18 protein-coding genes are annotated in these 25076 nt (G+C 35.3%); 11 read left to right on the plus strand and 7 right to left on the minus strand.

What is annotated here, in order from left to right; genetic code table 11:
- Position 1: 1 nt before the first annotated feature.
- The 10 genes from JHT90_RS01835 (at position 2) to JHT90_RS01880 (ending at position 15998) form a co-directional block, all read left to right on the plus strand.
- Positions 2-721: a PP2C family protein-serine/threonine phosphatase gene (locus JHT90_RS01835; RefSeq protein WP_201093415.1), complete on the plus strand. Its 720-nt coding sequence runs from the start codon at positions 2-4 to the stop codon at positions 719-721.
- Positions 718-1743, plus strand: a complete 1026-nt coding sequence (locus tag JHT90_RS01840) for a serine/threonine protein kinase (protein WP_201093416.1) — start codon at positions 718-720, stop codon at positions 1741-1743. Before JHT90_RS01835 ends, JHT90_RS01840 begins: the two co-directional genes overlap by 4 nt.
- Before the next feature lie 339 nt (positions 1744-2082).
- Positions 2083-2601, plus strand: coding sequence for an Hcp family type VI secretion system effector (locus JHT90_RS01845; RefSeq protein WP_201093417.1), 519 nt, complete (start codon positions 2083-2085; stop codon positions 2599-2601).
- Positions 2602-3119: 518 nt separating this feature from the next.
- Positions 3120-5576: a type VI secretion system tip protein TssI/VgrG gene (gene tssI, locus JHT90_RS01850; protein ID WP_201093418.1), complete on the plus strand. Its 2457-nt coding sequence runs from the start codon at positions 3120-3122 to the stop codon at positions 5574-5576.
- On the plus strand, positions 5573-6349 hold the full coding sequence (locus JHT90_RS01855) for a DUF4123 domain-containing protein (protein ID WP_201093419.1): 777 nt from the start codon (positions 5573-5575) through the stop codon (positions 6347-6349). Before tssI ends, JHT90_RS01855 begins: the two co-directional genes overlap by 4 nt.
- A 53-nt stretch (positions 6350-6402) precedes the next feature.
- Entirely contained in the window at positions 6403-11235 is a 4833-nt protein-coding gene (locus JHT90_RS01860) for a hypothetical protein (protein WP_201093420.1), read from the plus strand.
- The gene (locus JHT90_RS01865; protein ID WP_201093422.1) at positions 11232-12263 is read left to right on the plus strand and encodes a hypothetical protein; all 1032 of its coding nucleotides are present in this window, start codon (positions 11232-11234) and stop codon (positions 12261-12263) included. Before JHT90_RS01860 ends, JHT90_RS01865 begins: the two co-directional genes overlap by 4 nt.
- A gap of 168 nt (positions 12264-12431) precedes the next feature.
- Positions 12432-12950, plus strand: coding sequence for a hypothetical protein (locus tag JHT90_RS01870; protein ID WP_201093424.1), 519 nt, complete (start codon positions 12432-12434; stop codon positions 12948-12950).
- A gap of 1402 nt (positions 12951-14352) precedes the next feature.
- The gene (locus JHT90_RS01875) at positions 14353-14559 is read left to right on the plus strand and encodes a helix-turn-helix transcriptional regulator (protein WP_201093427.1); all 207 of its coding nucleotides are present in this window, start codon (positions 14353-14355) and stop codon (positions 14557-14559) included.
- Positions 14560-14681: 122 nt separating this feature from the next.
- Positions 14682-15998: an AAA family ATPase gene (locus JHT90_RS01880; protein WP_201093429.1), complete on the plus strand. Its 1317-nt coding sequence runs from the start codon at positions 14682-14684 to the stop codon at positions 15996-15998.
- Here the strand turns inward: JHT90_RS01880 and JHT90_RS01885 are convergent, their stop codons facing one another.
- The 4 genes from JHT90_RS01885 to JHT90_RS01900 form a co-directional block, all read right to left on the minus strand.
- Positions 15999-16235, minus strand: coding sequence for an Arm DNA-binding domain-containing protein (locus tag JHT90_RS01885; protein ID WP_201093431.1), 237 nt, complete (start codon positions 16233-16235; stop codon positions 15999-16001).
- A gap of 550 nt (positions 16236-16785) precedes the next feature.
- Positions 16786-17271 carry an MPN domain-containing protein gene (locus JHT90_RS01890; RefSeq protein ID WP_201093433.1) on the minus strand — a complete coding sequence of 162 codons (486 nt, stop codon included), beginning with the start codon at positions 17269-17271 and terminating at the stop codon, positions 16786-16788.
- Between the two features lie 3 nt (positions 17272-17274).
- Positions 17275-18918, minus strand: a complete 1644-nt coding sequence (locus JHT90_RS01895) for a ThiF family adenylyltransferase (protein WP_201093435.1) — start codon at positions 18916-18918, stop codon at positions 17275-17277.
- Between the two features lie 9 nt (positions 18919-18927).
- Entirely contained in the window at positions 18928-20217 is a 1290-nt protein-coding gene (locus JHT90_RS01900; RefSeq protein ID WP_201093437.1) for a nucleotidyltransferase domain-containing protein, read from the minus strand.
- A gap of 104 nt (positions 20218-20321) precedes the next feature.
- On the opposite strand from JHT90_RS01900, the gene JHT90_RS01905 reads away from it, so the two are divergent.
- Positions 20322-21947: an SAVED domain-containing protein gene (locus tag JHT90_RS01905; protein ID WP_201093439.1), complete on the plus strand. Its 1626-nt coding sequence runs from the start codon at positions 20322-20324 to the stop codon at positions 21945-21947.
- 186 nt (positions 21948-22133) lie between these two features.
- On the opposite strand, the gene JHT90_RS01910 is transcribed toward JHT90_RS01905, so the two are convergent.
- The 3 genes from JHT90_RS01910 to JHT90_RS01920 are packed head-to-tail and all read right to left on the minus strand — an operon-like array spanning position 22134 to position 25038.
- The gene (locus JHT90_RS01910; protein ID WP_201093441.1) at positions 22134-22421 is read right to left on the minus strand and encodes a PAAR domain-containing protein; all 288 of its coding nucleotides are present in this window, start codon (positions 22419-22421) and stop codon (positions 22134-22136) included.
- A 58-nt stretch (positions 22422-22479) separates the two neighbouring features.
- Complete coding sequence (locus JHT90_RS01915) at positions 22480-23394, minus strand: hypothetical protein (RefSeq protein ID WP_201093443.1); 915 nt, start codon at positions 23392-23394, stop codon at positions 22480-22482.
- An 18-nt stretch (positions 23395-23412) separates the two neighbouring features.
- On the minus strand, positions 23413-25038 hold the full coding sequence (locus tag JHT90_RS01920; protein ID WP_201093444.1) for a hypothetical protein: 1626 nt from the start codon (positions 25036-25038) through the stop codon (positions 23413-23415).
- Positions 25039-25076: the final 38 nt, after the last annotated feature.

Here is a 25076-nt window from a genome sequence, read left to right on the forward strand (position 1 = left end):
AATGTTACTACGAAGTGCAGCAAGGACAGATCAAGGCAAAGTAAGAGAAAAAAATGAAGATGCTTTTATCAACTACCCAGATCGAAAAATCTGGGTAGTTGCTGATGGTATGGGAGGACATGATAACGGTGAGATAGCTAGTCGCATGGTGGTTGAGGCACTAGCAGATCTCGAGTTGAGTCAGGATTTTGATGAGCGTGTTAAACAAATAACCCGTTGCTTAAGGTACGTTAATAAGCAGCTTACTCAGCAGGATAAAACCGTTGTTAAAGGGCAACTACCACCTATAATGGGTACAACGGTTGTTGCTTTATTGATAGAAGATTATCGAATGGCCTGTATTTGGGCTGGGGACAGTCGTTGTTATTTATTTAGAAAAGGTAATATCTATCAAGTCACAAAAGATCATGCTGTTTGGCAAGAGCTAATGGATGAGCAACAACTTTCTATGCAGGAAGCACAACAGCAAAAAGGTAGCTTTGCATTAACGAGAGCTGTTGGTGCTGATGAAGAACTAAGTCTAGGAATAGTAGAAATGGAAATTGCGGCTGGTGATAGATTTTTGCTTTGTTCAGATGGAATTTATCAGTATGTTAGTTATGATCAACTCTATCAAGCGATGAGTAAAGCATCACCTCATTTGGCCATTGAGCAACTATTTCACGACGTATTAGCTACAGAAGCAAAAGATAATTTAACCGCTATTATAGTAGTTCCATGAGCGAGAAAAGTGAATTAACATCAATGGCTAACGATCAGCCAATTTTACTGATTGAGTCAGCAAATAAAGCTGCTGATGAAGAAATAACAGGCTCTTTATCTATTAGTGAAAATCCTATCATTAGCAAAGATGATGTTAAGCAGCCAGTAATAACTACCAATGAAATAAAAGCCAAAGCACTGCCTGATACTTTAGCAGGACGGTATAAACTGGAACGTATTTTAGGTGTGGGTGGTATGGCTGTTGTATATCGTGCCTATGACAAGTTAGCAGCACACTTTAAACATCCTTACCCTTATGTTGCTTTAAAAATGTTTAAAGAGGAGTTTGCAGGTTTTGCTGACGCGAGTTATTTACTTTATAGCGAATATGCATTGCTGACATCTTTAAATCATCCACACATTGTTAGAGCTTATCAATTTGATATTGATGCTGAAAGTGAGCGTGCTTTTTTAACTTTAGAATTTTTAAGGGGGTTAACACTTGATCAATGGTTGATGGAAAATCCATTAGGGGTTAGTTTTAAAAAAGTACAACCCATGTTATTAGAAATTATTGATGCCATGTGTTATGGCCATCAACATCATACTATTCATGGTGATCTTAAGCCCAGCAATATTATGCTAACTAATCAAGGTTGTATATTATTTGATTACGGTTTAGGACAAGTATTAGTTGGTGAACTTGCAGAATTACCTAAAATATCTAGAAAACGCTTTAATGCGTGGACACCCAAATATGCTGCGCCTGAGCTGCTAGAGGATGTTTCATTAACAACAAAAACAGATATATTTGCTTTATGTTGTATAATTTATGAATTGCTAACAGGCAAAAATCCTTACTATATTGATAAAAAAACTAAATACTCTGTTAGCCCCTCTAAACCTAAAGACTTATCAAAAAAACAATGGCAGGCATTAGCTTGTGGTTTAGCCACTAGACCTGAAGATAGAACAGTAACTGCAGAAGAGCTTAAAAAAGTTTTTCAATCTACTGCTAAAAACTTCTTTTTTTGGTCTTAATACTATTGTGCAATAAGATGCACGTAAACTCTACAAATAGTCTTGATTTATATTTAACCTATTGAAATTATTGCGTTTAATGTGTTGTGCAAGCTTTTGTACGTTATGTGAAAAGAATTGCTCAACTTTTCTTGTTTTTGTTGGAAGTTTTAGTAAAAAATACTTTTTATTCTTTATTTAATGATTGGAAAATAAAATTTACCTTTATTTATCAATAAATTATGTTCTGCTAAATGTTATTTTTAAAAGATGGCATAGGCTTTGCTTTATAGATAATACCCTTAATTCAAAAACAAGTACTTTTTTATTTCATTCATTTAATTAATTTAGGAGAATACTATGCCAACTCCCGCGTATGTAACACTAGTCGGAACTAAGCAAGGTTTAATTACAGCTGGTACATTTACTGAAGACTCAGTAGGTAACATCTATCAAGAAGGTCATGAAGACGAAGCACTTGTTCAAGCGTTTAGTCATGAAATTATTATTCCACGTGACCCGCAATCAGGTCAACCTACTGGTCAACGCGTACACAAACCATTAATGATCACTAAAGTGTATGACAAATCATCTCCATTGATTTTCAATGCATTAACTTCAGGTGAGCGTTTAAGCGAATGTACAATTAAATGGTACAGAACTTCTTCAGCTGGTGTACAAGAGCATTACTTCACAATTAAATTAGAAGATGCTGTGATCGTAGACGTAAAAGCATACATGCCTAACTGTCAAGATCCTGCGATGTCTCATTTCACTCACTTAGAAGATGTGTATATGACTTATCGTAAAATCATTTGGACTCACGAAGTTGCAGGTACTTCAGGTTCAGACGATTGGAGAGCACCTATCTCTGCTTAATTGTCAGAGTAGTACTTCTATAGAACTAAACTCCAGAAGAAACCCTCTTGCAGTTAATTTAACTGTAAGGGGGGTTTCTGTTATAGGTAACCAGTAATAGTGAAAAAAACTAATAAATATTATTAGTGAATAAAGTTTTGAATAGTGTTAACAGAAATCTAAAAGTTTTTTTATAAGAAATTAATATAGATTACCAGTCTATAAAGAAGATTAATGTTCTTAGTAATAGTGTATATTTTCACTATTTGATAGTTAGATTGTGAGATTAGTTAAAGAAAAGTTCACCTAAAAATTAAAGAGTTAGTTAAGTGTCATGAGTATTTTTCTATATATTAATGAGTATTAATCAATATAAAACAATGGTTTGCTTATTTAGTAATAAAGTAATACTAGCTATACTAACGTCTAATAAAAATATTATTTAAAGCATAATTAAGCTTATTTTAAGTATGTTTATTTACAATAGAACAATACCAAAACTAGGCTTAATTGAAGTTACTGTTTAAAGGAGTTGCAGTATGTTTTCCCAATCAAACGTCACACATTTCCAGCTGTTTTGGGATGAATCAAGTACATCAAAATCAACTAACAACTCACCTCAAACATTATCTAACGCCCCTTTAGCACAAAGCACTGTATCATCAAACAATACAGCAGATCTTAGTGAAGCATTAGCAGGTATTAGTGATAAGTTTTCTAGCTTGTCAGATGGTATTAAATCACTGGATCCATTTTCCACATTAGCAGCAGCTAATGAATTAAAAGCTTCATTAAGTAATAGTAATGAAGAGACAGCCCAAACAGCCCTAGACAAACTCCAGATATTATCCTTTACAGGAATAGAAGGCATCTCCACACCCTATGCCTTTGAAATAACCTTAATCAACAAACATATTCGTTTTGATATCACCCAACTCCTTAGCAAACCAGTATTTCTAGGATTTACCCCACAAGGCAAATCAGGTAATGGAGTGCATGGTGTAGTACAGGCAGTTAAGCGTGGGCCTATTAGCCAACACTATGCTATATTCTCCATCGTCATAACCCCTCGTTTTAGCCACCTAATGAAACGAGTCAACCAAAGAAAATTCCTTGCCAAAACAGTACCAGAAATTATCACCACCATACTTTCAGAGCACGGTATGCAACAAGGCTCAGAATCAGGTTTTGAATTCAAACTCAAAGAAACCTATCCCCCTAGAGACTTCTGTGTTCAATATGATGAAACAGACTACCATTTTGTGTCGCGTCTTTGTCAAGAAGAAGGGATAGCTTATCACTTTCAACATACGCCAAATAACCACAAAATGATCTTTACCGATGCTATGCCATTCTTCCCAAGTGTGGCAGAAGCTGTAAAATTTATGAACGACACAGGCATGGTAGCTGATAGCCAAGCCCTTAAATACTTTGACGTATCCTTAGCCTCTAGAACTCAGACAGCGGCATGGCGTGACTACAACTTCACCAACATGAAAATCCCTGAAGGTACTAGTCAAGGCCAACAAAGTCAAAAGGGTAATGAAGCCACAGAACCAAATCTAGAACATTACGACTATCCAAGCTCTGGCATGGACAAAGCTAGAAATGAACAACTAGCCAAAATAGAAATAGAACGCCTAAGAACAGACCATCTACTAGGCGAAGGCTACAGCGACATACCAGAACTACACAGTGGCTACTACATCACCATCCAAGACCATCCTAGTCTAGACACCATGGATGCGGAAAAACCTTGGCTAATTACCCAAATTAGACACAAAGGCTACCAGCCACAAGTACTAGAAGCCTTTGCAGGGGCAGGTAGTGCAGCCAGTACTACACTACCAAGTCAACTGCATAAATACCTCGATATAGATACAGAGTTAGAATTCCCTGTACAAAACCAACAACAAGGCTACTTCAACGTCTTTAATGCCATTCCACAAGAAATAACCTATAGACCTGCTAGAAGACATCCCAAAAGCAGAATCAGAGGTTCACAAACAGCTATTGTAACAGGCGCACCAGGTGAAGAAATCTACTGTGATGAATATGGACGAATCAAAGTTCAATTCCATTGGGACAGAGAAGGAACGATGGACGAAAACTCAAGCCATTGGATACGAGTAGCTAGCAATTGGGCGCATAATGGTTATGGCACGGTAGTAATCCCTAGAGTAGGTATGGAAGTGATGGTAGACTTCTTAGAGGGAGATCCAGACCAACCACTCATTAAAGGAGCAGTGCATAATGGAGTGAACAAAGTACCTTATGAGCTACCTGCTAACAAAACTAGATCAGTATTCAAAACCAGTTCAAGCAAAGGTGGTAATGGTTCTAATGAGTTAAGAATAGAAGATAAAGCAGGCCAAGAACAAATCTTTGTGCAAAGCCAAAAAGACTTTGATCAACTAACAAAAAATAATCACACAGTACAAGTAAATAATAACAGTCATCTACAAGTTAATAATGAGCACTCAGAAACTATCAAAAAGAATCGATACACCAAAAACGAAAGTGAAGAACATCATTTAACCCAACTGGATCGTAAAACCCAACTACTAACCAATGATCATACAACCATCGGAATAAGCCAACATACAACTATTGGCACAGTACAAACTATCGAAGCAGGCCAAGAAATTCATCTTAAGGCTGGGATGAACCTAGTTATAGATGGTGGTCTTTCCCTTTCCTTAAAAGCAGGTGGTCAACATGTAGTATTAAACCCAATGGGTATTTGGATGACTACTCCACAATGGACAGATGGTGTACCAATGGAAGGAACTCCTGCTGCACCTTTGTTACCACTAAATCAGGATAAAGCCGTTGAAGTAACTTCTGCGCCTGTAGTAAGCCATAAAATAACACAGGCTCAGCAACAGCATACTCCTATTGTTCTGTTATGTGGTAAGAAACAAGGTGGTACCCCTGCTGATTGTCCATTAAGTGACTGTCCTTGTCGTAAAAAGGAACAAGGAGCAATGGCATGACCCAATATTTATTACTAGATCAACAAAGTGGTACATTAGAAAAAGTCTTTAGTGGTAAATTTCAAAAGCCACAAGTAGATTATTTATTTAAAGATACGGAGCTTGCCGATTATAAAGAGCAAAGCCCTTTATTAATTGAAGATACCACTGCTACTAGTAATTATCGTTCTTTTTTAGAAAAGAATGCGGGTCTTATAGTGACTAGTAGTTTTCCAAAAGAAAGGGTTATACAACAGCTAAAGCATATACTTGTAGTTTATGTAACTACTGAGCACAAGGGGTTATTTCGTTACTATGATCCTTACATATCCAGTTATTTTTTCACAAGTTTAGGTGAACAAGAGACAGCTCAATGGTTAGGGCCTATAAGTCGTGTTGATTGGTACAACATTACATGGCGTAATAGAGTTTTTGAATCTGATAAATGGCAGTTTTGGGATAATAAATTGGTTAATGATTGGCAAATTAACCAACAAAAAGCACAGCCAACGCCCATTTTAGGAAAAAACCAACACCTAGCTTTGCAAGATATGCAGGAAGAAAAGTTTGCCTATCATTGGCAACAAAACTTAACAGAAAATACCAATAATGCTGGTATAGACCAAGTTATTTTATGGGTTAAACAAGGTATACAGGATGGTTTTAATTCTGAGGTTGATTTAAAGCAATATCTAGCTATCAGAGCAAAATATCCAACTAAAAGTAAGCCAGAAGAATGGCCAACGGATAATTTAGAGCATCGATTAATTTACTTAGAATATTATTTTGCATAAGGCACTAAATAATATAGTAAAAGCTTAAATGAATTAAAAATGGAAGTACAACAATGAATGATAAAGTTAATGGTTACTGTACAGAAATAGCTTGTGATGACCCTAGTTTTATAATCCAAGTAATGGGTAAAGATCACCCAGAAGAACAAAAGCTGTTTGTAATGGATGATCAAGGTAATATATATTATCCTGATAATAAAGAATTATTGGAAGAAGTAAATCCCACACCTACAACCTATGCTAAAGGCAAACTACTTAGTACCTTGCATATGTGGAGTTGGGAAAATCTAAAAGATAAAAGTGGTTTAAGATCTTATTTAGAAATTACTAATACAGGAGGCGCTCCAATTATTTTTGGATTAAGTATGGATGTTGTGAAAACATTAAAGAAAGAAGATAAACAAATTAATCAAATAGTTCCTATCATGCCATGTACTCAACTGTATAATGTTGATAACAGTACAGTAAGTATCCCTGACTCAGGTGCTCCAGTATTAGCTCGTGAAGGATACCTTTATATTTTAGTAGCAGGTAGTTTTTACCGTGAAATAAAAATAGAGCAAGAGGAAGGAACATTATGTCCTATTTATAAAGATGTACCATTATTTAATCAGCAATACTATGATAATGAAGAGCTTATTATAAAAGCAGATGAGCGACAAGCAACAGGTGCTCCATTAAAAGAAATTTGGGTACAAAGTGTTTGTAACAATATTGATATATCAAATGAAGTTAGCTTTTTTTATTCAGAGGTTCAATTAAGCGCTGCACGGCTAAATTTATTAATTATTACAGGAGGGAGTGCAAATCATCCAAAGACAACAGTAGCCCTTGCACAAGAATGGTCAACGGTTACTAGAGACCTTTTCAAAGGTAATGAACTACTAGAGGCATCAGCACTAACCTATGTTAGGCGTGGTTTTGGTAATTATGCAGGGGCTGTACAAAGCAGGCATGCAGATCTACCAAGAGTCCGTACTACAATACAAAAAATTAAAACCACAGCTTTTCCCGCCACAGAGATGGCACCACAGCGGGGAAGGGATCATTTATTTGAAAATTTATTAGATTTTCCTAGTAAATATATTTATGACGAGCAAAATAGCTACCTAACAGACGCTATAACTTTTTCTAGAGAGTTTTTAGATCAAGCCAAAGAAGGTAATGAATTACCTAATGGCAAAACATTAGAGTTGGGGGCATTACAATATACCCTAGAACAACGTACTCGAATCAAAGCAATGGTAGCTAAACTGCTTAGTACACAGTCAATTTTTAACTCTTCAATGGTACCTAATTCTCCTACAGCGAATACAACAAATTCGCCAGTATCAAATGAAAATCCAAATGAACAGGAAAAGCCAGAGTCAGTTAGCTACTTTATGAGTTCAATCAATAAGGTAATAGGTGAAATACAACGAGAAAATCCTGCTATATTTAATGATAAAGAAGACAATTCAATATGGGATGCGCCATCTGCACAACCTTTTATTAATGCTTTACAAGATGCCCAAGATCGTAAAATATACTGTGTATGTGTAGATGATAGTCACTATCGTATACGTCATTCAGTACAAGCCGCTAGTCGTAGTCAAGAAGTAATGGGTAAAATGATAGCTGATATAGCGCAACGTCAGTATTTTGATAGTGCTTTACTGATACAACAAGTAATATCTCCCAGAAAAATCAATGATAAAGACAATCCCCATAGCAGTGCACTAAATAAATTAGATGCAGAAGGTGAGAAAAAATTAGCTTATCATAGTGGGGTACTTGAAAGAGCGGTGATTGCGGCACGTTACGATGAAGTTATGCACTATTTACTGACTTCATTTCAATCATCCTGTCAGCTCAGTATATGGGCAGACCACCTAAGTTTAAATAGCAAAGAACATTATGCAGGAGCCTATTGTTTTCTAGCTACCACATTGGGTATGTTAGGGACACCAACGCCAGAAATTGACCCCTATATGAGCCCAGACCATCGTATCTATTATGGTAAAAGATATATAGCCATGACTACCAAAGATGCTAAGGCAAATTTTAGTTTTCTTAGGGCAGTAATTGAAAATCCACAAATGACATTACATAAAATGTTATTTGCACCTTTAAATAGAGATGATCTAGCAGATACAAAACAACAAGTAGCGGCCACTCCAAACTATGGATTAGGTTGGGCTAGACCAGATTTGCTAGCAGAGTGTATAGAAAGTGGTAATATTCCACAGGATAAACAAAATACCATAGATACAGCAACTATTGTACTAATCTATGGCAGTGAAGCTTCTGCAGGACAAACAGGAACTAGCAACACAGATACAACAATTGCAGTAGCAAAAGGCCTAATAGGCGCTGTTAGTAATGCAGCTAATATTCTTGATGGTTTATTTGTTAAAGCATTTAAAGAACTTGATGCACTAAATAAAACGTTAAATAATATCACCCCACAATTTAATACTGCATTAGCCAGATACACCTCAGCACAACAAAACTATGATCAAAAATTACAAGAGGTTCAGAGTCGACAGCAATTAGTAGCTAATCAACAAGTTGATATACAACAACAGGAACAGCAAACAACTACTAGAAAAGCTGAGTTAGACGGACCAATAAATGATCAAAAACAGCAAATAACAGAACTAAATCGACAAATTTATCGTCAAGAAATCAGTATTTATGCACAAAAACAATGGTTAGTTATTCAAAATATATCAGAGCTAATTGGCGAAGCATCAGCAAATACACGTAATACTACTCAAGCATTCGCTGCTAGAATACGTCTGTTTGATGGTCAAGGTACAATACCAGTATGGCGTGCGTTACTATTCGAAAACCAACGAAATATTCTTGGTGGTATGTTAAAAGATGCCTATATAGCGCCATTCAAACGCTATATAGATGGCTCTATGGTTGACGGTGTGTTAGTGAGAATGCCATTAAAAGGGTTACATTTTGATGACTTAAAAACCCTTGGCGGAATAGTGCCAGATGGACAAGGGGGAGTAAATGCAGGTACTACTCGTTCCTCTGTAGGCGGTGTATCAGCAGATATTATGCCTGAATATGAGGGTGTTATTTTTGCCCGTAAAGGCAGCGAATTAGAACGTCTTATCTCTGAACTAAATGAAGGTGACACAAGTACCCCCATTGTTTCTAGTTTAAATCGTGATGAGCAAAGACAAGCAATCGAGCAGGAAAGAATAAGAGTAGAACGTGCAAGACAGCAAAATCTGGCAGATCAACAACAAATTAGAACTAGCCAAACTGAATATGGTCGAGCGCTAGCCGAAGAACAACGAATCCGTGCTGAATTGGCTGCAGAAATTAGCAAAGGCAGTGGTGCTAACCAAGTAGAAATAGCAAGATTAAATGATGCTTTAAAACAAGCTGAGCAAAATAGACTTTATCAAGAACACCTTGTTAATAATCCAGTTGAACGGCTAAGAATTTCTGAACAACATTTAAGGGTATTAGATGCAGAAAAAGCGTTGGCAGAAGCAAAAACAAGAGTGTTGGAAACACAACAAAGCACAGATCGGGTAGCTATTAGACATGCTGAAGAGGACTTAGATGTTAAACGAAGCCAATTAACAACGGCTCAAGCAGAATTACAAACAGCTATTAATGCAAAAAAGGCACTAAGTAATGTATTAGCAGGAGAAAAAGCTATTTATGATCGATATCTAAACGATATGAGTATTGTTAGTCGAGATATTATGCAACAACGACAAAATATGCGCCAAGTATTGGAGCATCGCCTTTACCGTATTGCTAATACAGGCTATTTTAAAGCGGCTATTGTAGGGTTTCAGGTTTATAATTTTGCTAGGGCGTGGGAAGCATTATTTAATGATGCAACAGGCAGAAATGTTTCAGGAGCACTAGCAGCAGGTATTGATTTAGCTTTTGCAGTAGAAGATTATGTAGCCTTTTTAGCTAAACAAAATATTAATGAAACAGGATTACGTAAAGTAATTTGGAATATAGATACTAATAATGTTCCGAGGATTTTTGGCGCTAAATCCCCTTTTGCTTTAGGCTCAGCTATTTCTCGTTTAGCGGTTGCACAATCTATATTAGGTGTATTTGCTTTAGGCAATAGTCTCTATGATGTAATGACTACTGCCAATCGGCGTGAAGATAGCCTAGTACGGTTTGCTCGTTGGCTAATGGTCGCTTCCAGTGCGCTTGCTATCATTGCCCCTTATTTTGCAGGTGCTACTTTCTTACTATTAACCCCTATGATGTGGGCAGCACTTATTATTGGTTTAATAGCTGCAGGGCTAATTTATCTATTCCAAGATACGCAATTAGAGAGTTGGCTAAAAAATGGCCCCTTTAGTGCCAGTGGTACCTCAATGACTCATCTGCTGGATCCTACTGAAGCTTATTATCGGTTAATAGGTTTATTTGCAGGCATTAATATCGATATTTACCGTATCCATCGCACTGTTTCCACATATGAAACACGTTCTGGCATGATGCGTCAAGTAGGTGTTTCTGATGATATTAGAGTGAATAATCATCTGGTTAGCTTATTAGGCGTGAAAGTGGATTACAAAATAGAATGCCGTTATGTAGGCAGAGCATTAGCCTTTGGGGTGGATGATAAAATAGAAAGGGTGGTAGAAACCCATGATACCCAATATGGTCGTCGTTTTATTACTGCCCCCCATTTAGTGGGCAATGGCGCACTTAGTGAACAACTTTGGACTAAGTTTAAAACCAAGGTACAACTAGCTGTTAATTATCAAGGTAAACGTTTTTATTTCCCAGCGCCTAAAATCGAAAATAGTAATGTACGTTATACGGATGGGTCACGCTATAATACACCTGATTTTAACAATAGTAGTCAACCCTTTTGGCAAGAGAAAGAACGTTCATGAGTAATTATTACGCCCCTACTGCCTATAACTCGCAAGCTATCCCTGATCAACCAGTGGCTACTCAATGGTTAGGGTTAGAAAAATCAACTGCCACTCGCTTACCATGGGGCAATACCCAGCCAGTGGCTTCACAAAATATGTTTGATATTCTGCCACCCTCTCTGTTACGGCGTAATGTGGCGGATTGGCAAGAAGAAAAACAGCTACGGGCAAAGGGTGAGGCTATTACTAGTCGTTTAGATTTAGGTGGCAATTTAACCGAAGAAGTATTTAGTTATGCCCCTTTAGCGATTCGTACCCGTTTTTGGCTATATGCCCATGTTGCTGGTGAAACATTAACTAAATGGTTTCCAGCTATTTTGATTCCAACATATTTAATTTTATTACCAGCTGCTAGAAGTTGGACGGCTTTAGAACTATTCTTTTTTCTTGCACTATATTGGCTACCTTTCCCTATAATTTGGTTAATTAGTTATGCAGTTAAGAACTGGCTACCCTCTAGTTGGTGGTTAGCTACAGGTAGAAAGGGCATCGTATGGGAATTTAACCGTCGAACAGGCATGGTTACTATTGTTAATCACCGTAAAGGGGATTTTAGCGCCCCTTTTTATGAATGGGATGCTTATTTAGGTATGGTACCTACCAGTTCAGGGGTAATGTATTATAAGCTCTCGTTAATTCATCGTTACCAACCCAAAAAGATTATTGATTTAAGCCATATTGCTCCCCTGGGGCCAGATCAAGCTAACGCGTTAGCTGCATGGGATTGTTTGCAAAACTTTATGGATATTAGTCAACCGTTACCCGATATTCCTGCATGGGATTACTACCGCAAAAATGATCCTATGACTGTTAAACATGATCAACAGACGGGTCGAGACCCTGACTACTGGATGGGAATGAGTGATGAACACTTTCAACAACTTTGCAGTGACATGCGTTTACAAGCCCGCCAATTAGATACCATAGGTCGCCCCGATCTAATGAGCTATCATGTACAGGGCTTGCCGCAAAGTAGCAATAAATAACTAGCCATCATAAACTAAGGATAGTGGTAATAAATGATAAATAATAACTACTATATGACTACTGCCTATAACTCCGAAGTGATACCCCCTCAAGCTAAGCCCCAAACAAGGGACTAGCTAAAGCAATTTGCACAAATTCCGCTGCCTTGGGGCTATACCAAACCCGTAGTGCCTAACTTATTTTTTCAAGAGAATTCGCCAGACCATTTGCGTCGCAATGACTATAATCAAACACTACAAAAGCAAATGGAACAAGGCATTAAAGCAGGTACCTATAGCCTAGATCAAACAGGTAACGCCATAGACCAACAGGCTATTCGTTATGCGCCTGTGGCTTTGCGTACCCGTGTTATTGCTTTTAGTTATGGAACGAGCAAGTTTTTAACTTTTTTTGTTGGTATTATTGGTTTCATTGCCGCCATAATGACCACTTATGCTCCAGATATAGTATGTATTAATCATCTGATTTTGTTAACTAATTACTTTATAAAAACGCTTATAATTTATTTTTATTTTTCTTATAAGTTACTTGTTTTTTTGTTTTCTCGCGTTTCAGCAGCTTTGTTTCGAACACGCTGCCATTTTAACCATGCAACTAAATTAGTTAATCCTAATATCTGCATTTGTTCAATAAAACGCTTACGCCAGTTTATAATAGTTCCTAAGCCTAATTTAAGTTTATGTTGATTAGAAAGGGTGTTTAAAATCTCTTCATTATTTTTGCCTTGACAAAGTTCTTTAATAAAAGGTATCCAAAAATCCTTGTGGCGTAGTCTATTAAGTGGAGCTTCTTTAAATATACTAAATTTATAAGCACATTTACCATATTCAAAATAAGGTCTATTTTTATGTACACCTTCTTTTTATTTCTTAAATTGATTCGTTGTTTTATAAAGTGTCCACATTGAGGACAGGTTGCTGTCTGCTGGTTTATACGCTCTTTAACCCAATTGACAATAACTTTCTGCTCTTGGGTAATTTCGGCTGTTAGTGTGTGATCAGTATAATCATGATGCGGTTTCCACCACTGGTAAAGCTTAGGAAAAAGGTCTTGCATCATTTGGTTTAATCTTCTTTCTCTAACAATACAAGCATGTTGCGAAATATTCAGTTGCTGATGAATCTTTTTAATAGGCAACCCTACCAGTCAATACATAATAAAATCAGGCCATAACTCCATACGAGTCATACGTGCAAAGTAAGTCCCAGTCAATTGGCTAAATTCTTTTTTACAAAAATAACACTGAAAACGAGGTTCATCTACAACATTTCTAGTTGTTAATTGTTTAAAGCTACCGTACTCACAATGAGGACATTTAGTTGGAAACTAATAGGGAAAATAACGTATGTAATTTATGAGTGCGTCAGCATCGGCTAATAAATGTTGTGGAATGATTTTATAGTAATCAGGTTGTTGTTTCTTGGTCATGGCTATTTAGCAGAGGTAAGAGGCTTATGTTTTATTGTAAGTTGTTTGAGTGCCTTAAAAGGATCAAGCGCTAATAACTGAGCAATATACATAAACTCCACAATATCTAGTCGTCATGACAGATATTTATATTAAGTAACAGTAAACAACCATAATGGCATTAACTTGTTTGTATTTAAAAGAAACATACTATTACCGTTTACGGTAATCGTCAGTGCCTGCCGTATGCTTAACTGACTTTTGGGTTAACCTATCCATACATGGATACATAGCCTTTAAGGTTATAGCTATCTGGGCATGATGTTATCAACGATAACGATTCATGTTTTTAATTTTATATATAAACAAATAGATGTAAAGCACTTATTGCAAGTGCTTTATATATCAAAATATTTCAATAAAATCAGATAAAAATAAGCCTATCACTGACCTATCACTTAAAATATTTCTCTATACCTATTGACTACCAGAAAATACAAAATACTGTCACTGCGTAAAATAATTTTTCTAGTCTTCAAAAATAAAAAGAGGAAGCTAAATAAAAATGACCAATTTTTATTTAACTAGTCAAAACCCTATTTACTTTATATAGATTTATTGACGGCTATTGAAAGGTTTATTCAAAGCTATATTCATTTTATTTTTTTATTTGGAGTTTTTATGAATAACAAAGAAGAACGCCGTCTTATTAAATTACCAACTGTAATGGAGTTAACGGGATTAGCTAGACCAACTATTTATCTTTATATAAAAAAGGATAAGTTTCCTCAATGTATTAAGGTAGGGAGTAGTAGTTTTTGGGAGTATAACGAGGTTCAGCAATGGATTGCAGATCAAATTAATAATCGAAATCAGCTTAAGCGTTAGTTTTAGCTAATTATCTAACAACATTTAGTTGTCTCCAATGTAAGGAGGCAACTAAATGTATTAATCATTTTATACAAACAAAGTATTGATTATTAATTTTATATATAGGATATAAAATACATATGAATAATTGTGATCATTTAGATTTTTTAGATACTGATAATGAACGATCATTGGTTGATTTATTAAAGCAACTGAACCATAAAAAGATAACTCATCAAGAAAAGGAAAAAATAAACTATATAATAGAGATTGCTCATCAACAATTGATAGCTGGAACTAACTTGTCAAAGAACGATTTTATAAGTTATTTACAAGCATTAGTGATGTGGCATAAAAAATCATTGACTCCTTTAGCTAATAATACTTCTGTTTCAGTAACAGATAATGATAATAACTCATCTATTTATAAAGCATTACTAGTTAATGCCTCAACAGTAACACCACAGAGTATCAGATGGATATGGCCTAACTATTTAGCCAGAGGTAAATTACATATTTTAAGCGGTCAAGCAGGCACAGGTAAAACTACCTTGGCTTTAGCTATTGCAGCAACTATAAGTAAAGCAGGGACATTTCCTGATGGATTTTGTTGTCAGCAACACGGACAAATACTTATCTGGTCAGCCGAGGATGATTTAAATGATACATTATTACCTAGACTTCTTGCTTTACAGGCTAATACAAAAACTATCCATATTATTCAAGGCAGAAAAAATCATTTAACGGGGCAAATAGAACCTTTTGATCCTGCCACAGATATTCATTTATTAATAGACACAGTAAAAGACATTGGTTTTGTTGATTTAATGATTATTGACCCCATTGTATCTATGGTTAAAGGTGATATGCATGAATCAACTGATGTTAGAAGCTCATTACAACCATTAGTAGACTTTGCTAATAGAATTGATTGTGCCATTTTAGGAATTACGCATTTTTCTAAAGGTACCCAACACAGTTCACCTTTAGAGCGTGTAACAGGTTCTTTAGCTTTTGGAGCATTACCTAGAATCGTCTGGGTAACGGCTAAAGATCATGATGAAAATAAACATCTATTGGCCATCGCTAAATCAAATATTGGGCAAGATAATATAGGGATTTATTACCACCTTAAACAAGTAGATTTACCAGAAGGCTTTAGTGCTAGCTGTGTTAATTGGGGAGAGTCTGTCAATAAACAAGCATTACGACAATTAAGCCAACTGGAACAAAAACTAGACCAAAGAACACATACTGAACCAGTCACTACATTACAAAGCATTTTGCAACAAGGCAAATTACCCAGTAATCAAGTAAAACAACTAATGAAAGACAATGGCTTTACTGAAAAACAAATTAGAACTGCTAGAGAAAAACTCAATATACAAATTATTCAAGAAGGCTTTGGTCAAGATATTAAAACCTTTTGGCAATTACCTCATATTTGCCCTGATTAGTCATATATGCCTATAAATACTATGGGCATAATATCTTAGTATTCTAGCATCTCTTAAGCCAAGTTCTGGGTAAGTACCGAGGGAAATACGTACGCCTTTATTTTTAAATTGGTATCTAAAATGCCAGCTTTTTGTGTTATTGGGTGCAATAAAGAGATAAAGCCCGTCAAAATCTTTTAGTGTGTATGATTTCTGTTTGGGTTTTGCTTGACGAACAACAGCATCTGTTAAGGCCATTAGATATCCTCCTTATTATCATGGTAAAAACTTAAAAACCCTTGATTAACAAGCCCATGAATGTAACGAAGATAACATAGATTCGATGTACAAACATAAAATTCTGATGTACAAAATAATGTACAAAAAAACTGTAGTTGGAGGTAGATGTGTGTAGATTTATAAGAAGTGAAATTGGCTATAAAAGCAATATATTTCAAGATGTTATAGCTATACTTGGCTATATGTAAACTTAGAATTGGAGCGGGAAACGTACTCCATACTTGAACATTAAGTCATTGACATATCTACAACTTTTTAAAACTTGAACATCGCAAAGTGCCAATTGCGATGCCAAACTATCATAGTTAAATATTTATAAGTGAGCAAACGAAATTATCTTTATTTTATGCAAATTCTTATAGAAGAATTCATAATTAATCAATCTATATTAACATTCAAAGGATTTGATAAATATTAACACCAATTATTAGTTATCAAATATCAATATAATAATTACAACAAAAAAGGTTATATTTTAAATGACTTTATGCATTTATAAATCTAATATTTAATTAGATATTAAAGTATGCCATTGATAATTTTTACGTTCCAAATATTCTACTGATAATATAGGAAACTTACCTCCATTTCCCATAGTAATAAGTAAAAAACCTTTATATACGGGATCTAGCAATTGTAAATGTTTTTGCCCTGTCATTCTATCTTTTGAAGATGACTTAGGTTTTAACTCAGGATGAGTATGCCAGAGACCTGCAATATAAAATCCTTTTCCAAATAAAAGCTCTCTATCATTAGACATTTGTTTCACATCTGGGATCCAAGAATATCTAGACCTTTTATCTGTTGGGTATGGACCTGTAATCTCATCAATGATAATGTTAGCGTCATCCGGATTTTTGCAAAAGATTTGTCCTCCAGACTCTGTCATATATGGCTTGTTTTGTGCCAGAGAAAACATATATGTCAGAATTTTTTCTGAAAAAATAATTTTTGTCTTCTTATCTGGTAAGATATAAGAGTGGTTATTAATCATTATCTAAAATAGCCTTTTAATTATTATGCAATCAAGTTCTTCAGGAACTTGTGCCCAACTTGCTCTTTCCTTTGCCTTATATTCCTGCTTGAGACAAAAATCCTCACCTCTTACTAAGCTGGTAACCTCTATTTGAGAATGGGATGAAGACTGATTATAATTTAAAGAGTCAATGCAAGCTTCGGCGATAATACTGACAGCTTTAAATGTTTCGATTCCCGAATATGACTGAAATCGACTACTACACCCTGGCTCATTTTGTAAGTAATTATCAGGCCATTCTTGGAACGCAGCTATCTCTTCCCATAAGTCTGTTTCGCAACAACTCCAATATTTATCATTAGGGAAATAAACGACATGAGCAGCAGTAACAAATGGTTCCATCCAACCAGCGATTAATGGTATGGAGTATTCTTTTCGTACTTCATCCAAAATATTTCTTACATTCTCACTACCAGTAAGATCTATCAAAAGATCAAATTTATTTAAGAGACTTTTGTTCTTTTGTAACCAACGTTGTGCTGTAATACGCTCATCTATAATATTGCACGTAGGTAAATAGCGGTTAATATAAACTTTTAACTCAGAAACTTTATATTTATATAATGAGTTCATGCCTAATAAATGTCTGCTTAAGTTAGGTGTATCAAATTTATCATGGTCAACAATGGTAATCTCATTAACACCTTCTCTAACCAATAAGGGAATAATTTGACTACCTAAAGAACCGGCACCGAAACAAACAATTTTTTTGCCTTGATTAGTAATAACTTTATTATTTTTATAGCGTCCATATATCCACTCTATGTCAGCTTTATCACATTCTAATGGTATTAATTTATTGGTTTCATGAATAAAATAAGCATAATTACAATTTGGTGCCCGTAATATTATTAGTCTGTTAGCTTGAATATATTTTTTTGCCAAGTTATCACTAGTGAAAATTGATACAGTGTTAAACAATTCTTTTTTATTTTTAGGCCATTTCTTAGGCTGATAGCTCATATTAATTGGAATTTCTAAAGTCATTAATTTTTTCTGAGTGTTACGATAGTTTTTCAGAATACTCGTTTTATAATTCGAATCTGTCCCCGCAATTATTTGCTTTTTCTCAATTAACGTAGAGTTGTATTCAACAAAATGAGAAGTTCTTTTATCTAAAAGTATTAATTCACTTGGATAATCAATAAGACCGAAGATTTTATTTTTTAATTTGTTTACTCTAATTTTTTTGCGGCGATTCAGATTATCGAACTTATTTACATAGATGGCCCAATAATGTTCTGGCTCAACGTAAAAATCATCTTGAATTGTTCCTAGAATAATTTCTTTTAAGAAATTACCACAAAAACAATCAATTAGCTGATTGATAAATTCTTTTGCTGTTATATTGATATATGGCTCTGTCTGCAAACATACTTTTCCATTATATTCAACATGAGGATATTTTAAAACGGCATCCTTACTTAATTGTATGTAAGGCTCAATAATTTCATTATTAGAAATAACAAGATCAGCGCTAAAAAAAAACTGTTTATACAAGGAAGGTATAAAAGGGATTAAAAGATTTCGTCTAGCATCAATACGCCTACTATCCCAAAGTAGACGTTCATCTGTTTTTAGCCAACTGTAGTTGTCTGTACGCATACACTAATATTAGGCTAACCCATCTTTTGGCACTCGTGCGCTGCTAGTTGTTGGCTTGCTACTGGTTATTCCTATCCCTATTCCCAAACCAACACCACTATTATTTGCTTTATCATCAGCGAGGATCATTTGAGTTGTTCCAAATAATTCATCTAATTTTTCTTTAGATTTTTTTGCTACTAATTCGTCAAGATCACGTTGTAATAAGCTAATCCATCTTGCAAATGTTTCTTGTCTTTTACCACCATCCTCAGGCCAACGATCTGCAAAATTTTCATCATAAGCAGTCGGATTTGGAATGATAGGTAAACCGTTTTTATCAAAATCAATCAGATGAGGTAATTTAAAAGCAATATCCTGTAAAAGATCGAGTAATGATGTAAAAGTACGATTATTTTTTACTAACGCTTCTATACATTGGCCTAAAAGGGTAGAAATAATAACAGATATGGGTTTAGATTCTTTATCAATCAAGTTATCACGTACTTTGATATCACGATGTCTTTTAAAAAGACGAATAGCTAATAACAAAAAATCATTTTGTGAAATAGTTTGATCAGGCACATCCTCTACGCTAGCAGTGACGTTCCTTTCAGAAAACTCGCTTAATGAATCATTACAGACAGCCATTCTTTGTACCAAGGATTTTGAAACTTCGTTTTGTTGTTCAATCCATTTGGCAAACCCTTTTGGATTGCTGGACTTCCAACACTGAAGAGAACAGTCTACAACTAAAACAGCGCTATCTTTATAGGCTTCTAAATAACTAAACCTTTGAGCTGATATTTCGGAATTTACAGGTATTGCAGGCGTTAAATCAATATAAAATCCAGAAGATGGTTTCAATATACGCCAACAACGTTTTTTACTTATAACCTCATATCCAGTTTCTTTAAGAGTATCACCAATTTGCTCAAAGAAAGTAAGAGGAGACCTTTTAGGTGTTTGATACGATTCAATCTGACAAATTGCATCAATATCAAATAAGTCACGGGTTGGCATTCTAATTAAAGTTCGCGTTTTAGCTGAGCCTTGAGTATGTATATCTATTTCACTTTCGGTATAAGGCAAATTACCTGAAAGTGCTTTTGCAATTTTATGATAATAAGACTCAGCTTCTTTTACTTTCTCCTGATCGATTGCGATAAAATTATCAACCCTTATTAACTTTTTATGTAATTCGAATAAAGAGCGACTTTCAGAAAAGTTGGCTGTCAGCGCATCCATTCCAATGCCAGACTTCTTGGCTTTCAGCGTTTCAGCACGATTTTCAAGATCAAGATAATCAACACGATACATATTTAAAACCTCACCATAATAACCTCTTTTTTATTGTGCCAATATACTATATATTAGGTATAATGTAAATTTTAAATACTATATATTGTGTTATGGATGATGGTATGTGTAATAAAATCTTAGTTGAGGCTAAATGTTCAGATGAACTTTTTAGCAGCTTAACAACGTGGAAGAGTTGTAATGGTAGCAAGAAGTTAATTTTTATATACGATCCTAGAGATAATGGCTGGCGGTATAGGATAGTGTTATTCATTGATAGCGTTATAACTAATGCTTTGCATGGAGAGCTGGAACCAAGTAAGCGAACAGATAAAATCAATCCGTTAAAACTGTTGCTAAAAATAGTTAAGCAAGCAGATATAGAAAGTCATTACTGTAAATATGCTAATGATATATGGCCACTAACGGGAAGTGAGATTGCCATTGATCAAATGTTCTTAGAAAATGAAGAATCCACTAATATTGAGACAGTATTATCGAATTTTGCCGAAAAAAGAAAAAAAATATTAAAAACCTTCTTCGATAAAAGACCTAAACTAACATCAAGAGCAATTAACTATATATTTTCACGATCGATGGGTTGTTGTGAATTTGATGGCTGTGCTGAACCTCTCTTTATGGGGAAAGAGGGAGAATATGGAAACTATGGTTATTTAGCCCATATCATTGGTGCCAGTGGTAATGGGCCAAGAAGTGAGCCGTTGGTTTCTAATGATGAAATTGCAGACCCTCAGAACTTTTTATTCTTATGTGATAAACATCATAGGCTTATAGATAAAGTTGATCCTGAATTTTATGATAAGCATGTTCTTCGTAGAATGTTAGAAAAACGCAAAAGACAAAGAGAACTATTAAGTAAAATTCTAAAATACGAAGAAGCAAATAGCTTAGCCATTTTAAGCGATATTGCCGGAATTCCATGTGGTATTAGTAGTGATGAGATTTTAAAAGCAATGCTGGATCATAAACTGCAGCCATCGTGCATTACCCCACATCAAACTTATATTGGCGATATAAAAAATGGTCATGAATTACTAGAAAACAAAGCAGATATATACTGGTCTAACTTTCTAAATACTTATGAACATGAAATAAAAACACTACATAACCTTTTCACTAGTGACTCGTCTAATCTTAGCAGACACCAAAAAGTAGCGATTTTTCCATTAGGTAATATTCCCATGTTATTTCTAACTGGTCATATTATAGGAGAATCCAGACCAATTACTTTATTTCATAGAGATAGAAATCGTGATGGAGGAACTTGGTGTTGGAATAAGGCTGAGACAGTAACTAGCTTTTCATGGTCTCATAATACAGGTGGTTCTCAAGATAATTATTCTGAAGTAGTTCTTACTTTAGAAATTACAGCTAAGTTAAATGATAAATTAATTCCTGAAGGCATAGCTAATCTACCTCGTATTTCTATTACTGCTGATGAGCCACAACAAAATCCTTTTGGCTCTATTAATGACTTTGATTCACTTAGAATTAAGTATCAAGAAGCTATCAACTTTGCCCAAGACAATTTAAAAGCTGAGCATATTCATATTTTATGTATTGCCCCAGCTATAACTGTTTTTGCTTTAGGACAAAAATTTCAACCAAGAAATTCAGCTCAATTGCATATTTACCAAACTGGCAAAGATTATCCTTATTATCCAGTCTTCTCATTTAATCGACAGATAATATCAATGACAAAAAATTCAGATATTAAGATTGAATTTTAATATTAGCGAAGTAGCAGCTTCATCATGTAAAAATGGAAAAACAGACTCTTGCCAAGCATACAGATAAGCAGGACTCATACTGTCAGTTATTTTATTATGAGCCAGTATGTCTAATCTCAATTGCTTAAAACGTTTTTCCACTTTATTTATCCCTTTCAATATATTTATGATTGCACCCTATCATGTTCAACCAATATTAACTGTACCATCAGTGGCAATTAAAACACCGCCACAATCAACCTTACTGCCTTCTATAGCAACTGCTTTTCCGTTGATAAATACTGAAGAGGAACCTGTTGCAATTCTTCTGGTATGAGGTAAATGGTTGGCGTCTGAATGTGGCGCTAAAGCGTCACCAACGCGAGCAACTTTTCGCTTATTAATAGTGACATTTGAGGAGCCTTCGATTACCTTACTTTTATGATAACCATTATGACCCGTTCCAATATCACCGACTAAAATGACTTTTGGCATTTATATTTTCCTTAACTTAACAATTATAAGCCGGCCAAAGGCCGGCTTTTATTTCCATTTACCGTGTAATAATCATCTTGCCGTCAATCAGAGAAAAATAAGGGTTGTAAGTTGAGATACGTTTACCATTTTGGTTTTTAAAACCTAAAGGTGAAAAACCTTTACTATCTTCAAGCTTAACCAGTCGTCCTTTATTCAATACGATGAGTTTATAATCATCCCAATTAATTGGCATCGCTCCAATACTATTTTTGAAATCATCATCTAAATCCAGCGATTTATACCAAGAACCTGGATAATTGGTGGCAGTTTCTTTTTCACTAAATGAAATATGACTCAACTCCAGAAATTTCTTTTCGTTGCCACTATTGATCGTATTCCACACTTCTAAATAAGCCTGACGCAATTTCTCCATATTTACTTCAGTTGGTTCAAATGGGGTTGCTTTAACCCATTTCCATTCAGATAGGCCGCTAACTTGAAACGTCTTACTTACTTGGTAAAACGGGGTGCCAGCGATGGCTTGTTCTTTGACCTGATTTTTTTCATAATCGGCAGTAGTCAATCCTGTAGGTTTAAGATCTTTATCTACACTACCAATCAGTTTAAATAGTTCAAATTCGTCTTTACCTTCTTTATGAAGGTTTACTTTCCTAGCTGTTAGTTGACAATAAGCATTAGGTTCATACTTATTAATACCTTCATTCACAGAAAAGGGTGCCATTTCTAATGCCACTGTATTAGTACCATTTTCAAGAAAGGCAGACACAGTTAAACCTCCCATAACTGGGCCTTTAAAGTGATCATTTCCAATTGCTCTTGCACCATTCACCGTGATGTTACATATTGTATTATTAGCTTTATACCTAACCTCATATTTAACAGGCTGCATTGAATAGGCTCCTTGCATTGAAAAAAATAGAAATAATGATACTGTTGAATTGATTAAATACTTTAATCGTTGTTTCATCATAAGGTTCCTTAGACATATTTAAAAAATGCTTACTTTGTAAGTTGAATCTTCTTTTTTAATTGGTGGTTCAATCTCCCAAATATATTCCACCAACTTACTTCCATCTTTGTTTTTCTGAACACTTGTATTAGATTGATTAGTTATAGCTCCCTTATCATTAATAGTCGTAGTACTATCTTCGTCCTGTTTTTTTTCTCCAAAACCAGCATCGGCCATAAATTTGGCTACAACACCATTATGGTAAAATACTAAGTCTAACCCTTCACTCTCTGTAGGGGTTGCCGCTTCTCTTCTTTCTAAGCCACAACATCCTTCCGCTTCAATTGAACCACCTGCTGATAAATAGCAGGATATATTTAACAATTTACCTCCAACCTCTAAAGATATTTCTCCTCCCAGAGCTAACTTACCTTCGATGTTATCTAAAAGTTTAAAATCAAATTTAGATTCATTGTCATAAAAGAACGATACTCCTACATCAATCGCACCTTCTATCCACAACTCGAATGCTCCTTCAACATAAGCACCATTATCACCTCTTTTGACAGCATCTTTGCCATACGCTGCCATATCTCTGGTAGCAGATACGATATACTGTAAGCCATAGGCTGCGGCAAATGCCTGAATAAGATCGACTTTAAATTTAACGCCTATTAATGGTTCAAGTGATAAATCGACTTTACCCCTCATCATAGGTTTACTGTCAGTTTTATTAACAGCCAGTTCAACACCGCCCGCTACAATGGCAGTAGGTAGTAAAATTTCGGAGTCAAAAATACGATGAGAGGTATCTTGTGCGGATGCCGTAAACAGATCCTCAACCGTTGAAACTACAGCTTCCGCCTGATTTAAAATAGAAAGCTTATTTTTATATTCAATAAACTCCTTCTTTAACTGGTCAGTTTCAGCCTTAATGGAAAGTTTACCTATGTTGTATTCGCTAAACCCTGAAATAGTTAATGCACGAGTAATTGAATGTGAACCCGTTTTTTTAGTCCAGCCAGTATGGCTATCGCGATGACCTGAACTCTTGTGGTGTTGACGCATTATTCCACGACGGGCGTCTTTATCCAGTTTTTCAACCGCCGTTTCTGTGCCAATAACGACGCCCAGCTTTATACTGTATTTGGGGTATACGGTAATATAGTTGACGGTGCTGGGAATGCCTAACATCAGTAAGATATTCTGATAAGAATAATCGGTGGTTCTTTTTTGCTGATCTTTACACTCATCGACTATTAAACGATAACGGGTGTAATCAATGCCGCTATACATATCCTTTATTAGCATCAGGATAATAGCGACAATATTGTATTTGCTGCTTAGTTTAAGTTCACCGTCTAAAGGATCAACATATTTTAGATTACAGGACTGCGGTGTTGAATGAACGAGTTTATATTCAGCTTTTTTTCTGTCAATGCGATGTAAAAAACCCGACGGACAGTCACTTAACCCGCTGACACAGCCTTTTGGTGTAATATTGATTTTAACATCAACGCCGTCACCATCCTCATCCTGAACGCAGATGTTTGGTAACCAGCCCCGTTGTTGATAAATATAGGTCTTTTCGTCTGCTTCAACTGTTACCATACATAAGCACGTATCTGGTTGTTCACAGTTACAGATGGCTTTTCCTACTGTCATAGCAATGTCCTTATCGATTTATCATAAAACTTAAATTG

The organism is Entomomonas asaccharolytica (genome assembly GCF_016653615.1).
Taxonomy (GTDB): domain Bacteria; phylum Pseudomonadota; class Gammaproteobacteria; order Pseudomonadales; family Pseudomonadaceae; genus Entomomonas; species Entomomonas asaccharolytica.